Origin of the sequence: Chelatococcus daeguensis, assembly GCF_001887265.1 — a bacterium.
Lineage (GTDB): Bacteria > Pseudomonadota > Alphaproteobacteria > Rhizobiales > Beijerinckiaceae > Chelatococcus_A > Chelatococcus_A sambhunathii.
In genome coordinates this window covers 1,452,668-1,467,429 of sequence record NZ_CP018095.1, presented here as the reverse complement: position 1 = coordinate 1,467,429, position 14,762 = coordinate 1,452,668, and the positions used below count along the sequence as shown (strand labels likewise).

At 66.8% G+C, this 14,762-nt stretch carries 13 protein-coding genes; 9 read left to right on the top strand and 4 right to left on the bottom strand.

Annotated elements, in window-relative coordinates; translation table 11 throughout:
- Positions 1-59 precede the first annotated feature (59 nt).
- From moaA to BOQ54_RS06995, 6 genes are all read left to right on the top strand, one after another.
- The gene (gene moaA, locus BOQ54_RS07020; RefSeq protein ID WP_071923598.1) at positions 60-1,100 is read left to right on the top strand and encodes a GTP 3',8-cyclase MoaA; all 1,041 of its coding nucleotides are present in this window, start codon (positions 60-62) and stop codon (positions 1,098-1,100) included.
- A 73-nt stretch (positions 1,101-1,173) separates the two neighbouring features.
- Positions 1,174-2,319, top strand: a complete 1,146-nt coding sequence (solA, locus tag BOQ54_RS07015) for an N-methyl-L-tryptophan oxidase (RefSeq protein ID WP_071923597.1) — start codon at positions 1,174-1,176, stop codon at positions 2,317-2,319.
- Between the two features lie 30 nt (positions 2,320-2,349).
- A complete protein-coding gene (locus BOQ54_RS07010) occupies positions 2,350-3,282 on the top strand; it encodes a DMT family transporter (RefSeq protein WP_055459033.1) in 933 nt (310 codons plus the stop codon).
- Positions 3,279-4,484 carry a multidrug effflux MFS transporter gene (locus BOQ54_RS07005; RefSeq protein WP_071923596.1) on the top strand — a complete coding sequence of 402 codons (1,206 nt, stop codon included), beginning with the start codon at positions 3,279-3,281 and terminating at the stop codon, positions 4,482-4,484. Before BOQ54_RS07010 ends, BOQ54_RS07005 begins: the two co-directional genes overlap by 4 nt.
- 255 nt (positions 4,485-4,739) lie before the next feature.
- A complete protein-coding gene (locus tag BOQ54_RS07000; protein ID WP_055459035.1) occupies positions 4,740-5,342 on the top strand; it encodes a TRAP transporter small permease subunit in 603 nt (200 codons plus the stop codon).
- Between the two features lie 29 nt (positions 5,343-5,371).
- The gene (locus BOQ54_RS06995) at positions 5,372-7,039 is read left to right on the top strand and encodes a TRAP transporter large permease (protein WP_055459036.1); all 1,668 of its coding nucleotides are present in this window, start codon (positions 5,372-5,374) and stop codon (positions 7,037-7,039) included.
- A 70-nt stretch (positions 7,040-7,109) separates the two neighbouring features.
- On the opposite strand, the gene BOQ54_RS06990 is transcribed toward BOQ54_RS06995, so the two are convergent.
- The 4 genes from BOQ54_RS06990 to apbC form a co-directional block, all read right to left on the bottom strand.
- On the bottom strand, positions 7,110-8,198 hold the full coding sequence (locus BOQ54_RS06990) for a TRAP transporter substrate-binding protein (RefSeq protein WP_055459037.1): 1,089 nt from the start codon (positions 8,196-8,198) through the stop codon (positions 7,110-7,112).
- A 185-nt stretch (positions 8,199-8,383) separates the two neighbouring features.
- Entirely contained in the window at positions 8,384-9,472 is a 1,089-nt protein-coding gene (locus BOQ54_RS06985; RefSeq protein ID WP_055459038.1) for a TRAP transporter substrate-binding protein, read from the bottom strand.
- 250 nt (positions 9,473-9,722) lie between these two features.
- Positions 9,723-10,811 (bottom strand): TRAP transporter substrate-binding protein, encoded by a 1,089-nt coding sequence (locus BOQ54_RS06980; RefSeq protein ID WP_055459039.1) that lies wholly within the window; start codon positions 10,809-10,811, stop codon positions 9,723-9,725.
- A gap of 162 nt (positions 10,812-10,973) precedes the next feature.
- Positions 10,974-12,092 (bottom strand): iron-sulfur cluster carrier protein ApbC, encoded by a 1,119-nt coding sequence (gene apbC, locus BOQ54_RS06975; protein WP_071923595.1) that lies wholly within the window; start codon positions 12,090-12,092, stop codon positions 10,974-10,976.
- A gap of 215 nt (positions 12,093-12,307) precedes the next feature.
- Here apbC and BOQ54_RS06970 point away from each other — a divergent pair, with 215 nt between their 5' ends.
- From BOQ54_RS06970 to BOQ54_RS06960, 3 genes are all read left to right on the top strand, one after another.
- Entirely contained in the window at positions 12,308-13,084 is a 777-nt protein-coding gene (locus BOQ54_RS06970; RefSeq protein WP_082464778.1) for an ABC transporter substrate-binding protein, read from the top strand.
- Between the two features lie 233 nt (positions 13,085-13,317).
- On the top strand, positions 13,318-14,037 hold the full coding sequence (locus tag BOQ54_RS06965; protein ID WP_055459042.1) for an ABC transporter permease: 720 nt from the start codon (positions 13,318-13,320) through the stop codon (positions 14,035-14,037).
- Positions 14,034-14,744 carry an ABC transporter permease gene (locus BOQ54_RS06960; protein WP_055459043.1) on the top strand — a complete coding sequence of 237 codons (711 nt, stop codon included), beginning with the start codon at positions 14,034-14,036 and terminating at the stop codon, positions 14,742-14,744. The genes BOQ54_RS06965 and BOQ54_RS06960 overlap by 4 nt, the downstream gene beginning before the upstream one ends.
- The last annotated feature ends 18 nt before the right edge of the window (positions 14,745-14,762 follow it).

The window sequence follows — 14,762 nt, the reverse complement described above, 5'->3', positions numbered from 1 at the left end:
TTAAATTGGTACGGTAAAAGACGCCAGAGCGGCAGCGCCGCTGGAGGGAGGGACCGGCATTGGCCGACACGACCGTTCTCGACCGGGGCGAAGCCCGGCCGACCTTGCCGCTCGTCGACCCGTTCGCGCGCGCCATCACCTATCTGCGCGTATCGGTGACGGACCGCTGCGACCTGCGCTGCGTCTATTGCATGGCCGAGGACATGCACTTCCTGCCGAAGCGCGACCTGCTGACGCTGGAGGAGCTGGACCGGCTGTGCAGCGTCTTCATCCGCCGCGGCGTGCGCAAGCTGCGCATCACGGGCGGCGAACCGCTGGTGCGGCGTGACATCATGCGCCTGTTCGGCTCCCTTTCGCGCCACCTCGACAGCGGCGCGCTGGAGGAGCTGACACTGACCACCAACGGCACGCAACTCGCCCGCCACGCGCGCGACCTCGCCGCCTGCGGCATCCGGCGCATCAACGTCTCGCTCGACACGCTGTCGCCCGCCACCTTCCGCACGCTGACGCGCTGGGGCGACTTCGATAAGGTGCTCGCCGGCATCGATGCGGCGCAGGAGGCGGGCCTCGCCGTCAAGATCAACGCCGTGGCGCTCAAGGGCGTCAACGAGAACGAGATCCCCGCGCTGATGGAATGGGCGCACGGGCGCGGCATGGACCTCACGCTCATCGAGGTGATGCCGCTCGGAGAGATCGAGCCGGCGCGGGTCGACCAGTTCCTGCCGCTCTCCCTCGTCAAGGCGCGGCTCACGGAGCGCTACACGCTCGACGAGCTCGACTATCGCACCGGCGGCCCCGCGCGCTACGTCCGCGTGCGGGAGACGGGCGGGCGCCTCGGCTTCATCACGCCGATGACCCATAACTTCTGCGAGAGCTGCAACCGCGTGCGCCTGACCTGCACGGGCACGCTCTACATGTGCCTCGGCCAGGAGGACGCGGCGGACCTGCGCACGCCGCTGCGCGCCTCGATGAGCGACGGGCCGGTGGAAGAGGCCATCGAGCGCGCCATCGCCCGCAAGCCGCGCGGCCACGACTTCGTCATCGACCGGCGCCGCCGCCAGCCCGCCGTCGGCCGGCACATGAGCGTCACCGGCGGTTGACGCACAGTCCCTTCTTCGCGATCTATCCCCGAGCTGCCGATCTGCGGCGGCCATCTGATTTGCGGAGGCGCCCATGGGTGCGGGTGAGCGTTACGACGTCATCGTCGTCGGCATAGGCGGCATGGGCAGCGCCGCGGCCTACCAGCTCGCGCGGCGCGGCAAGCGCGTGCTCGGGCTCGAGCGGTTCGACATCGGCCATGGCATGGGCTCGTCCCACGGCGTCAACCGCATCATCCGCCTCGCCTATTTCGAGCATCCCGACTATGTGCCGCTGCTGCGCCACGCCTATCGCCTATGGCGCGAGACGGAACAGGCACACGGCGAGCAGTTGCTTTTCATCACGGGTTCCATCGACGCCGGGCCGCGCGGCAGCCGCGTGGCGGCGGGCTCGCTCGCCTCGTGCATCGAGCATCGGCTCGACCATGAGGAGTTGACGGCGCGGAACCTCGCCGAGCGCTTTCCCGGCTGGCAGCTGCCGGAAGGCTATGCCGCCGTCTACCAGCCGGAAGGCGGCTTCGTCGCCAGCGAGCGCGCCATCCTCGCCCATGTCTGGCTGGCACTGCGCCATGGTGCCGAGATCCGGGGGCGCGAGCCGGTACTCGACTGGTCGTCTGGCGGCGAAGGCGTCTCGGTGCGCACGCCGCAGGGCACCTATCACGCCGAGCGGCTCGTGCTGTCCGCCGGCGCCTGGATGGGCGAGATGGTGCCGGCGCTCGCCGGCAAGGCCGTGCCGGAGCGGCAGGTGATCGGCTGGTTCTGGCCGAAGGACCCCGCCTTGTTCGCGCTCGACCGTTTCCCCGTCGGAAATCTCCTCACTGAGCACGGGCACTTCTACGTCTTCCCGCAATGGGGCATGCCCGGCTTCAAGATCGGCCTCTACCACCATCTCAACGAGACGGGGACGGCGGACGACCTGCCGCGCGAGGCCAACGCGCGCGACGAGGAGGCGCTGCGCGCCGGCATCCGCCACTATTTCCCGGCCGCGGACGGGCCGGTGATGTCGCTGCGCGGCTGCCTCTTCACCAACACGCCGGACGAGCATTTCGTCATCGACACGCTGCCGGACGACCCGCGCGTCATCGTGGCCTCCCCCTGCTCCGGCCACGGCTTCAAATTCGCCAGCGCGATCGGAGACATTCTCGCAGATCTGGCCAGCGGTGCACGCCCTGCATTCGATCTCGGCCTGTTCAAGCTCGACCGGCTGGGCAAAGCGGCGTAATCATCGGCTGTTTCGTCCGAGGAGTTCATCTTGGCCACGGCTGCCGACAACCGGCGCGGCATCGTTGCGATGCTGGGCGCCATGGCGCTCTTCTGCGGCAACGACACGCTGGTGAAGCTTGCCACGGGTGCGTATCCCGCAAGCCAGATCCTTGCCGTGCGCGGCCTATTCGCCGTCATCGCGGCGACGGTGCTCGCCTTCGCCCTCGGCCAGGTCGGCAGCTGGCGCGGCCTTCGCAATCCCATGCTCCTCCTGCGCGCCTTCCTCGAGGCGGCGGTCGCCTTTACCTTCATCACCGCGCTCGCCCACATCCCGCTCGGCAACATCACCGCCATCCTGCAGGCGACGCCGATCCTCATGACCATGATCGCCGCCGTCGTCGGCCTCGAAACCGTCGGCTGGCGGCGGTGGTGCGCCGTCTTCGTGGGGTTCTGCGGCGTGGTGCTCATCGTCAAGCCGGACATGGGCGGCTTCGACGCCTGGGCGCTCGTCGCGCTCGGCGCTGCGGCGCTCGCCGCCACGCGCGACCTCGTCACCCGCCAGATCCGGGCAGAAGTCTCGACCGGCCTCGTCACCATCGCCAGCGCCGCCGCCGTGCCGCTCGTCGGCCTCGCCTTGTCGCCGACCCAGGAGTGGCAGCCGATCGACGCCCGGGCCACGGGCTTCCTCGCCGGGGCGGCCGTGCTCGTCTCGCTGGGCAACTATTGCCTCATCGTCGCCTGCCGCGGCACGGACGTGTCGCTCGTCTCGTCCTTCCGCTACAGCGTGGTCGTCTGGGCCGTCATGCTTGGCTTCCTCGTCTGGGGCGAGTTGCCCGACACGCTCGCCATGGCTGGCACCGGCCTCATCGTCGCTGCCGGCGTCTACACCATCCATCGTGAGCGCGTGCGCATGCGTGAGGCCCGCGCCACGGCCGCGGCGCCGCAGCCGCAGGCCAAGCCCGTGCCGGCGGCGCAGCCGTGAACCGGCCCTTTCCGCCCCAGGCGGTCACGGCGCCGCCGCGGCCGAGCCTTGCCGTCCTCGTGGCGGTCTCGGCCCTGCAGCCATTCGCGCTCAATGTGCTCGCGCCGGCAACACCGGCGCTGGCGCGCACCTTTGCGACAGACTACGCCACTATCCAGCTCACCCTCGGGCTCTATCTGCTCGCCGTCGCCGTCACGCAGGTGGTGATCGGCCCGATCTCCGACCGGTTCGGCCGTCGGCCCTGCGTCATCGGCGGTGTCGCGCTGTTCACCATCGGCTCCTTCGCCGGAGCCTTTGCGTTCGACACCGTGACGCTGCTCGCCGCCCGCGTCGTACAGGCGGCAGGCGGAGGCACCGCCTTCGCCCTGGCGCGCGCCATCGTGCGCGACACGTCGGAAAGGGACGAGGCGGCGAGCCGCATCGGCTATCTCACCATGGTCATGGTGGTGGCGCCGATGGTGGCGCCCTTCGTCGGCGGCGTCATCGATTCCCACCTCGGCTGGCGCGCCATCTTCGGCGTGAAGACGCTCTTCGGCGTGGCGGTGCTCGCCTATGCCTTTGCCGTACTCGGCGAGACGGCGCCGAAGACGCATCTCACCAGCGTCGGCGACATGCTGCGCGCCTTCCCGCTCCTGCTCGGCGACCGGGGCTTTCTCGGCTATGCGCTCGCCATGTCCTTCACGAGCGCGGCCTTCTTCGCCTTCATCGCCGGCGCGCCCTTCGTCGTGGTGGAGAGCATGGGGCGTTCGGCGGATGTCTATGGCGCCTTCTTCGCGCTGACGGCGCTCGGCTACATGGTCGGCAACTTCGTGTCCGGCCGCTATGCCCTGCGCATGGGCACCGATCTCATGGTAACGATCGGCACCGTGCTCTCGCTCGCCGCCATAGGCGCCGAGGTCGTGCTCATCGCCATGATGCCGTGGACGCCGGTGACGCTGTTCCTGCCGCTCGTCGTCAATGCGGTGGGCAACGGCCTCACCATGCCCGGCGCGACCGCCGGGGCGCTGTCAGCCCGGCCGGAGGCGGCGGGCACGGCCGCGGGCGTCGCCGGCGCGCTGCAGCTCGGGCTCGGCGCGCTCGTCTCCTTCATCACGGGGGCGGCAGTGGTCGCGGCGCCGACGGCGCTCATCGCCGTGATGGCAATCTGCATCGTCGCAAGCTTTGCCGCCCATCGCTGCGGCCGCTCCGGACGCAGCCGCTAGAGCCTGTGCCTTAATGTTTGAAGACGGATTGACCGATCAGGTTGGAACACCCTGAAGGCATCCGGCTCCAGGATTCAGACCAGCATCCGACAAGCCCGCCATCCGTGCGGAAAGGCGCGAGCGCCCTGCTTGTATGCGACTGAACGATGCGCTACCACCCGTGCCGGGCGGTGGGCGTCAGACCCATCAATGGCCGCCCTCCAGGGGAAAAACCTCCAGACGAGAGGTAGCGGACGGTCCGGGAAGGGAGTCTACGTGTCGATTCTGCTTGCGATTTCAAGGGCCATTGACGCGATCAATGCGCGCATCGGCCGCTGGGTTGCCTGGTTGATCGTGGTCGCGATCGCCATTTCAGCCGTCAATGCCATCATCCGCAAGGCGTTCGACATGTCGTCGAATGCCTGGCTGGAGCTGCAGTGGGTCCTGTTCGGCGCCGTGTTCCTCGTGTGTGCGCCGTGGACGCTGATCGTCAACGAGCACATCCGCATCGACGTGGTGCACGCTCGCCTCTCGCCGCGCGTGCGGAACTGGATCGAGATCTTCGGCACGGTCTTCTTCCTCATGCCGCTGTGCGTCGTGATGCTGCTGACCTCGATCCCCTTCGCCGAGCGGTCCTATGCCATCAACGAGCAATCGCTCAACGCGGGCGGCCTGCCGCAATGGCCGGCGAAGATGCTGGTGCCGCTCGGCTTTGCCCTGCTGCTGGTGCAGGCTGTTTCGGAGCTCATCAAGCGCATCGCGGTGCTGCGCGGCGACATCGACGATCCCCACGCCGACGCTGAACTTCCGCCAGAGGTGGCCGAAGCGGAGCAGATGATCCACAACCTCGGGCCCGACGCCGGCTCTGGCCGGCCCTGACAATCCGCGAACGCTTCAGGAGCCTCTCCATGGTGGAGTTCTTCATCCACAACATGGCGCCGATCATGTTCGCGGCGCTCGTCATCTTCCTGCTTCTCGGCTATCCGGTGGCCTTCGCGCTGGCAGCCAATGGCCTCATCTTCGGCCTCATCGGCATCGAACTCGGCCTGTTCGTGCCCGACTTCCTGCAGGCCCTGCCGGAGCGCGTCTACGGCACGATGAACAACGATGTGCTGCTGGCCATCCCGTTCTTCACCTTCATGGGACTCATCCTCGAGCGATCGGGCATGGCGGAGGATCTGCTCGATACCATCGGCCAGCTGTTCGGCACGGTGCGGGGCGGCGTCGCCTATGCGGTGGTCTTCGTCGGCGCGCTGCTCGCGGCGACCACGGGCGTCGTGGCCGCCTCTGTCATTTCGATGGGCCTCATCTCGCTGCCGATCATGCTGCGCTACGGCTATGACCGGCGCCTCGCCACCGGGATCATCGCCGCCTCGGGCACGCTGGCGCAGATCATCCCGCCCTCGCTCGTGCTGATCGTCATGGCGGACCAGCTCGGCCGCTCCGTGGGCGACATGTATCAGGGCGCCTTCATCCCGGGTGTCGTCCTGACGCTGCTCTATGCGGGCTACGTCTTCGTGGCCAGCATGGCGAGTCCGAAGATGGCGCCCGGCCTGCCGCCGGAAGCGCAGACGCTCAACGATCCCGACGGCCGCGCGCGGCGCCTGTCGCTGCTCGTCGTGACCGTCATCGCCGGCACGGCCGCCTATCTCGTCATGCAGCGCAGCAACGTGCGCAACCTGGCAGACCTCGTGGTGCTCACCATGACGCTCGCGGTGGCCATCGCCTTCGTGCTCGCGCTCCTCAACAAGCTCCTGCGGCTCAAGCTCTTGTCGCGCATGGCGGAGGAGGTCATCTTCGTCATGGTGCCACCGCTCGCGCTCGTCTTCCTCGTGCTCGGCACGATCTTCATCGGCGTCGCCACGCCGACCGAGGGTGGCGCCATGGGGGCGACCGGGGCGGTGCTGCTGGCGCTGTTCAAGCGCCGGCTGACGTTCGACCTCCTGCGGCAGGCAACGTTCTCGACGGCGAAACTGTCCGCCTTCGTGCTTTTCATCCTTCTCGGCGCGCGCGTCTTCGCGCTGACTTTCTACGGGGTCGACGGGCACAAGTGGGTGGAGGAACTGCTGGTCGCCCTGCCGGGCGGCGAGATCGGCTTCCTGCTCTTCGTCAACTTCCTCGTCTTCGTGCTCGGCTGCTTCCTCGACTTCTTCGAGATCGCCTTCATCATCATCCCGCTCCTCGTGCCGGCGGTGGAGCGGCTGGGGATCGACCTCATCTGGTTCGGCGTGATCCTCGCCATCAATCTGCAGACGAGCTTCCTGACGCCGCCGTTCGGTTTCGCGCTGTTCTACCTGCGCTCGGTGGCGCCGCGGCAGGCCTATCGTGACCGGCTGACCGGCAAGACGACGGCGCCGATCCTGACGAGCCAGATCTACTGGGGGGCCCTGCCCTTCATCCTCATCCAGATCCTCATGGTCGCGATTGTCATGCTCTTCCCCCAGATGGTGCTTCACTACAAGTCGGGCCACGTGGAGCTTGACGAGCAGCAGCTCGAGCAGCAGTTGCAGAATCTTGCGCCGGGGCTCGACCAGTTCGCCCCGCCGATGGACCTCGGTCCGCCAAAGTTCGACTGATCGATGAGAGAAAGAAGAAAGGCCCCGGCGATGCCGGGGCCTTTCTTGCTGATGGCCACGGAAGCCTGCGTCACCCACGCGTGCGATTGCGGATCATGAAGTTGTCGTAGGTGTATTCACACACCTGCCACCACAGATATTCGTCGTTACGGAAGCTCTTCATCGAATCGTAGACACGCTTGAACAGCTCGTTCTTGGCGGCAATCTCGTCGAAGATCTCGTTGGTGGCCTTGAGCGAGGCCTCCAGAATCTCCTGCGAGAAGGGGCGCAGCTGCGCGCCGCTGGCCACGAGGCTCTTGAGGGCTGCCGGGTTTCTGGCGTCGTACTTCTCGATCATATCGGCGTTGGTGAAGGCCGCCGCCTGACGCAGGATGGCCTGGTAGTTCTTCGGCAAGCCTTCCCATTTCGCCTTGTTGATGAAGAAGTGAATGGAGGCGCCGCCCTCCCAGAAGCCCGGATAATAATAGTAGGGCGCGACCTTCTGGAAGCCGAGCTTCTCATCGTCATAGGGGCCGGCCCATTCGGCCGCATCGAGGGAGCCCTTCTCGAGCGCCGGGTAGATGTCGCCGCCGGCGATCTGCTGCGGAACGACGCCGAGCTTGGCGAGCACCTGGCCGCCGAGGCCGCCAATGCGCATCTTGAGGCCCTTGAGATCGTCGGTCGTCTTGATCTCCTTGCGGAACCAGCCGCCCATCTGGGCCGTCGTGTTGCCGCCGGGCAGTCCGTAGGTGCCGAACCTGCCGTAGAGCTCGTTGAGCAGCGTCATGCCGTCGGCATGATTGAACCAGGCATTCTGCTGGCGCGTGTTGAGCCCGAAAGGCACGGCCGTGCCGAAGGCGAAGGTCGGATCCTTGCCGATGTAGAAATAGGGCGCCGAGTGGCACATCTCGACCGTACCGTTCTCGACCGCGTCGAGCGCCTGCAGGCCGGGCACGATCTCGCCCGCCGCGAAGACCTGGATCTGGAACTTGCCGTCCGTCGCCTCGGAGACGGCCCTGGCCAGCACCTCGCCGCCGCCGTAGATCGTGTCGAGGGACTTCGGATAGCTCGACGTCAGGCGCCACTTGATCTCGGGCGCCGACTGCGCGATGGCGGGCGCGGCAACCGTGCCGGCGGCAAGGCCGACCCCGGCCGTCCGCAGAAACTGACGACGCTTCATCGTTCGAACTCCTTAGAATCGTGCCTCCCGTCAGGACGGATGCATTGCCGCCCGGCCCCCGCTGGTGCGCTATCTGTGCTGTCCGGCCGGACAAAGAGCAAGGGCGAAACGATGCCTTCCGAAGCTTCCAAACAAAAGGCCCCGCCAAGGCGGGGCCTTCCTTGCCAGGCTTCCGGCGGTACGCATCACCCCCGGGCGCGGGCGCGAATCATGAAGTTGTCGAATGTATATTCGGCCACCTGGAACCAGAGATATTCCTCGTTCCGGAAGGCCATCATGCTGTCGTAGATCTTCTTGAACTCGGCGTTCTTGGCCGATGTCTCGCCGTAGAGCTCGCCGGAGGCCTCGAAACAGGCGTCGAGCACGGGCTGCGGGAAGGGGCGCAACTGGGCGCCGTTCGCCACCAGGCGTTTCAGCGCCGCGGGATTCTTCGCATCGTACTTGGCGAGCATGTCGACATTGGCGATGCCGGCCGCGGCGTTGAACAGGGCCTTGTAGGTGACCGGCAGTTCGTCCCACTTCGCCTTGTTGATCATGAAGTGAAGGGCGGCGCCGCCTTCCCACCAGCCCGGGTAGTAGTAGTACTTGGCGACCTTCTGGAAGCCGAGCTTCTCGTCGTCGTAGGGGCCGACCCATTCGGCAGCATCGATCGTGCCCTTCTCGAGCGCCGGGTAGATGTCGCCGCCGGCGATCTGCTGCGGCACGGCGCCGAGCTTGCTGAGCACCTGGCCGGCGAAGCCACCGATGCGCATCTTGAGGCCCTGGAGATCGTCGGTCGTCTTGATCTCCTTGCGGAACCAGCCGCCCATCTGGCAGCCGGTGTTACCGCCGGGCAGCGCATGGGCATTGTATTTGGCGAAGAACGCATTCAGCAGTTCCATGCCACCGCCGTGGTAGAACCAGGCGTTCTGCTGGCGCGCGTTGAGGCCGAAGGGAATGGCCGTGGCGAATGCGAAGGTCGGGTCCTTGCCGACGTAGTAATAGGGGGCGGTGTGGCACATCTCGACCGTGCCGTTCTGCACCGCGTCGAGCGCCTGCAGGCCGGGCACGATCTCGCCTGCCGAGAACACCTGGATCTGGAACTTGCCGTCGCTCGCCTCGGACACCGCCTTCGCGAAGACCTCGGCCGCGCCGAAGATGGTGTCGAGCGATTTCGGGAAGCTCGAGGTCAGGCGCCACTTGATCTCCGGCATCGACTGCGCGATCGCGGGCCGAGCAAGAGCACCTGCCGCGAGCCCGGCGCTCGCGGCACCCAGAAATTGACGACGCTTCATACATTTCCTCCCAAGGTTGCGCAGTCCCGGAGCGCCCCTCTGTTTTTTCGCGCACCGAAACCATCTGCGACTGAGGCATATTCGCGGCTCAAGCACAACTGGTAAGAAAGTTCAGTGTGGCGAGTTCCCTTCGAGGCCATGGCGCGGGGCGCCGGCAGGAGAGGAATGGAAACAGAACGCAGAAGCGCCCGGCGGACAGCCGCCGGGCGCTTCCATGGCGAGGGCGAACCTCGATAGCGTGCAGCGAACCTCAGCCCCGCGCGCGCGCGCGGATCATGAAGTTGTCGTAGGTGTATTCCGCGACCTGGAACCACAGGTACTCGTCATTGCGGAAGGCGCGCATGTGGTCGTAGATCTTCTTGAAATCGGCGTTCTTGGCCGAGGTTTCCTCGTAGATCTCGTTGGCCGCCTTGTAGCAGGCCTCCATGACCTCCTGCGGGAAGGGCCGAAGCTGGGCGCCGCTCGCCACGAGGCGCTTGACCGCGCCCGGGTTCTTGGCGTCGTAGCTCGCCTGCATGTCGGCATTGGCGCGCGCCGCGGCCGTCGTCAGTACGGAGCGGTAAACCTCCGGCAGTTCGTTCCACTTCGCCTCGTTGAAGAAGAAGTTCAGCGCCGCGCAGCCTTCCCAGAAGCCGGGATAGTAATAGTACTGCGCGACCTTCTGGAAGCCGAGCTTCTCGTCGTCATAGGGGCCGACCCACTCGGCCGCGTCGATCGTGCCCTTCTCCAGCGCCGGATAGATGTCGCCGCCGGCGATCTGCTGCGGCACGGTGCCCAGCTTGGCGAGCACCTGGCCGGCGATGCCGGCGATGCGCATCTTGAGGCCCTTGAGATCGTCGACCGACTTGATCTCCTTGCGGAACCAGCCGCCCATCTGGGTGCCAGTATTGCCGCCCGGCAGCATGTAGACGCCCGACTTCTTGTAGAACTCGTTCAGCACCTCAAGACCGCCGCCATGGAAGAACCAGGCGTTCATCATGCGGGCATTGAGGCCGAAGGGCACGGCGGTGCCGAGCGCGAATGTCGGATCTTTGCCGACATAGTAGTAGGACGCGGAGTGGCACATCTCGACGGTGTTGTTCTGCACGGCGTCGAGCGCCTGCAGGCCCGGCACCAGTTCGCCTGCCGCGAAGACCTGAATCTGGAACTTGCCGTCCGTCGCCTCCGACACAGCCTTGGAAAACAGCTCGGCGGCGCCGAAGATGGTGTCGAGCGACTTCGGGAAGCTCGACGTCAGACGCCATTTCACTTCCGGCATGGACTGGGCGATGGCGGGCATGGCAACCGCGCCGGCGGCGAGGCCCGTGCCTGCCGCGGTCAAAAACTGGCGACGCTTCATTTCCGTTCGTCTCCTCTGAGCTCTCCCGTTTGGCCCTGGCGGTTCGTTGCCGCGCTCCCTCTGTGGCGTGTCACATGAAGCCAGTCCGTGCACCGTTTCAAGACGGAATCTCGCCTGCGGGCTCTGGATTTTTGCGCACGGGGCGGCCGGCTGTCGACCGCCTCATTCGATCACGATACGCGGCGCGGCGCGGCCGGCGGCTCCGTCTGCAAGACCGGCCGCGATCTTTCGGGCGATGTCGAGATAGGCCCGGGCATGTGGACCGTCGGGCTCGCTGACGACCACGGGCAGGCCCGCATCGGACTTCTCGCGGATCGTCATGTGCAGCGGCACCTCGCCGAGGAAGGGCACGCCGAGGCGCTCGGCCTCGTGGCGCGCGCCGCCGTGACCGAAGATATCGGAGGCGTTGCCGCAATGGGGACAGATGAAGGTGCTCATGTTCTCGACGACACCGAGGATGGGCACGTCGACCCGGCGGAACATGGCGACGCCCCGGCGCGCATCGATGAGCGCCAGGTCCTGCGGCGTCGAGACGATGACGGCGCCGGCAAGCGGCACGGCCTGGGCCATGGTGAGCTGAGCATCGCCCGTGCCCGGCGGCATGTCGACGACGAGCACGTCGAGATCGCCCCAGGCCACCTCACGCAGCATCTGCTGGATGGCGGACATCACCATCGGCCCGCGCCAGATCATGGCCGCCTCCTCTTCGACCAGGAAGCCGATGGACATGACCTTGAGACCGTAGCCCTCGAGCGGCTTCAGCGTGCGGCCGGAGACGACCTGCGGTCGCCCCTTGAGGGCGAAGAGACGCGGCATCGAAGGGCCGTAGATGTCGGCGTCGAGCACGCCGACGGAAAGGCCGTTGCGAGCGAGCGCCAGCGCGAGGTTACAGGCGGTGGTCGACTTGCCGACGCCCCCCTTGCCGCTCGCCACGGCGATGATGTGCCTGACGCCGGCGACGGCGGCCTTCGCCTGAGCCGCAGCAGCGCGCGGCCCGGGCTGGCGCTGAGCCGGAGCGGAGGGGCCGGAACCTGCCGGCCGGTCAGAGGTCAGGGTGACGATGGCCTGGGCGATGCCCGGCACGGAAGCCGCCGCCTCCTCGGCCGCCCGGCGCATCGCCTCAAGCTCCATGGAGCGGGCGGGGTCGATGGCGATGGAGAAATAGACCTTGCCATCCTGGACGACGATCTCGGACAACGTTCCCGACTGCGGCAGAGGCGTCTTGCCGTCGGGCCCCGCCACGCTCGCCAGCCGCTCCAGAATCGTCTCCCGCGTCACCATCTGCTCCTCCTTAGAACGGGCGCACATTGGGACCGGCGGCAGACCCGGTCAACATCCACGGGGGCGCGCCCCGGCGGGCGGACCAGCGCATCGCCTTGCGGCAAATCATCCACATGCCTTGCCCGAAATGTGGCGATCGTGGAAACATCACGCCAGCGCCCGGCCGGCCGAGAGCCGCCAGGACAACAGAAGAATAGCCGATCGAGGGGTTCATCATGCGATTGACCATTGCCGTTGCCGCCATGCTTCTCGCCCTGACGGGCGCGGCCTCCGCCAAGGAATGGAAGGAAATCCGCATCGCCACGGAAGGCGCCTATCCCCCGTTCAACTTCGTCGGCTCCAACGGTGAACTGCAGGGCTTCGACGTCGACATCGCCAAGGCGCTCTGCGACAAGATCGGGGCCAAATGCACCGTCGTGGCGCAGGACTGGGACGGCCTCATCCCGGCCCTCCTCGCCAGCAAATACGACGCCATCGCCGCCTCGATGTCGATCACCGAAGAGCGCAAGCAACAGGTCGACTTCACGGAGCGCTACGCAAGCGCGCCCGTGTCCTTCGTCGCGCCCAAGGATACCAAGCTGACTGGCGTCACACCGGCCGACCTCAAGGGCAAGATCGTCGGCGCCCAGTCTTCAACCACCCACGCGACGATGCTTGAGGACGTCTATGGACCCGAGGGCGTCACGGTGAAGCTCTATCCGACGCTCGACGAGGCCAATGCCGATCTCAAGTCCGGCCGCGTCGACACCGTCTTCGCCGACAAGATCGTGCTGCTCGACTGGCTGAAGAAGGATGGAGCCGATTGCTGCAAGATCCTCGGCGACGTCGACGACAAGCAGTACGCGCGGTATTTCGGCGAGGGCATCGGCCTTGCCGTCCGCAAGGGCGACCAGGACCTCAAGGAGCTCCTGAGCAAGGCCATCGCCGATATCCGTGCCGACGGCACCTACGACACGATCGCGAAGAAGTACTTCGACTTCGAGATCTATTGAGTCGAAAGCCCATGGGGGCGACAAGCGATCTCTCTTCCTTCCGAGAGAGGGATCCGGGGCCGGCCTCATGACTCGAAGCCAGGCATGGCGCGCGGCCGACACGTCCCCGTCTCGTCCTCCGCACGCGGCACGGAAGGGACAGCAGCGCCCGCCCCGCGCGCTGACGGCAGCTTCGACAGCCAACCGCAGGCGCGGGCCCGCCGGGGTCCGGATGCGGCACCGGCGGTGAATGAATGAGCTATTATCTCGACCTACTCTCGTTCGGCCCCGACGGCTGGGGGGATGAACTCGCGCAAGGCGCGCTTGTCACCATCGCCCTCGCGGTGCTCACACTGCCCTTCGGACTCATGCTCGGCCTGCTCGTCGCCCTTGGCCAGCGCTCCGCGAACCGCCTCGCCCGCAATGCCGCCATCGCCTTCACCACCGTCTTCCGCGGTCTGCCCGAACTGCTGACGCTGTTCATCGTCTACTACGGCGGCCAACTGCTGCTGCAGAAGCTGGCATCCGTCGTCGGCTACGGGGCGCAGGTCCAGGTCAATTCTTTCCTCGCCGGCTTCGTCGCTCTCGGGCTGGTGCTCGCCGCCTTCTCCAGCGAGGTGTGGGTGGGCGCGCTCAACGCCATCCCGAACGGGCAGCGCGAGGCGGCACGCGCACTCGGCCTCTCCGCCCGACTCAGCTTTCGCCTCGTCGTCCTGCCGCAGCTCGTCCGCGTCGCCCTGCCCGGCCTCGGCAACAACTGGCTGGTGCTGCTGAAGGATACCTCGCTCGTCTCGACCATCGCCCTCGCGGACCTGATGCGCCAGACGAACATCGCCGTCGGCAGCACCAAGGAGCCGCTGTTCTTCTATCTCGTCGCGTGTCTCGTCTATCTCTTCTTCTCCATGCTGTCGGGCGGGGCGCTCGGCTGGCTCGAAGCGCGGACGAGCCGCGGGCAGGCGCGGAGGCCGGCATGAGCGACATCCTCGGCAGCCTCATCAATCTCGACCTCATGGCGCGCTACGGCCCGCGCTTTCTCGACGGCGTTCTCGTGACGCTGCAACTCGTGGGGATCTCCTTCATCCTCGGCGGTCTGCTCGCCGTGCCGGTGGCGCTCGCGCGTCTGTCGAAGAACAGCGTGCCGCGCGCCCTTGCCTATTCCTATGTCTACTTCTTCCGCGGGACGCCGCTGCTCGCCCAGGTCTTCCTCGTCTATTACGGCGCCGGGCAATTGCGCGACGCCTTCGAGGCGGTGGGGCTGTGGACGTTGTTTCGCGACGCATGGTTCTGTGCGCTCCTGACCTTCACCCTCAACACGGCGGCCTACCAGGCGGAGATCCTGCGCGGCGGCATCCGGGCCGTTCCCGGCGGCCAACGGGAGGCCGCCTTCGCCCTCGGCCTGCCGCGCTGGCTGACCTTCGGCAAGGTGGTCCTGCCGCAGGCGCTCGTCACCGCGCTGCGCCCGCTCGGCAACGAGCTCATCCTGATGATCAAGGCGAGCGCCATCGTCTCGCTCATCACCATCTATGACGTCATGGGCGTGACGCGCCTCGCCTTCTCCCGCAGCTTCGATTTCCAGGTGTATCTGTGGGCGGCAGCCCTTTACCTCATCCTCGTCGAAGGGGTACGTCGTCTGTGGGCGGTCGCCGAGCGGCGGCTGACACGGCATCTGAAGCCGGCATGATCAACCGGCGCGGGCCCG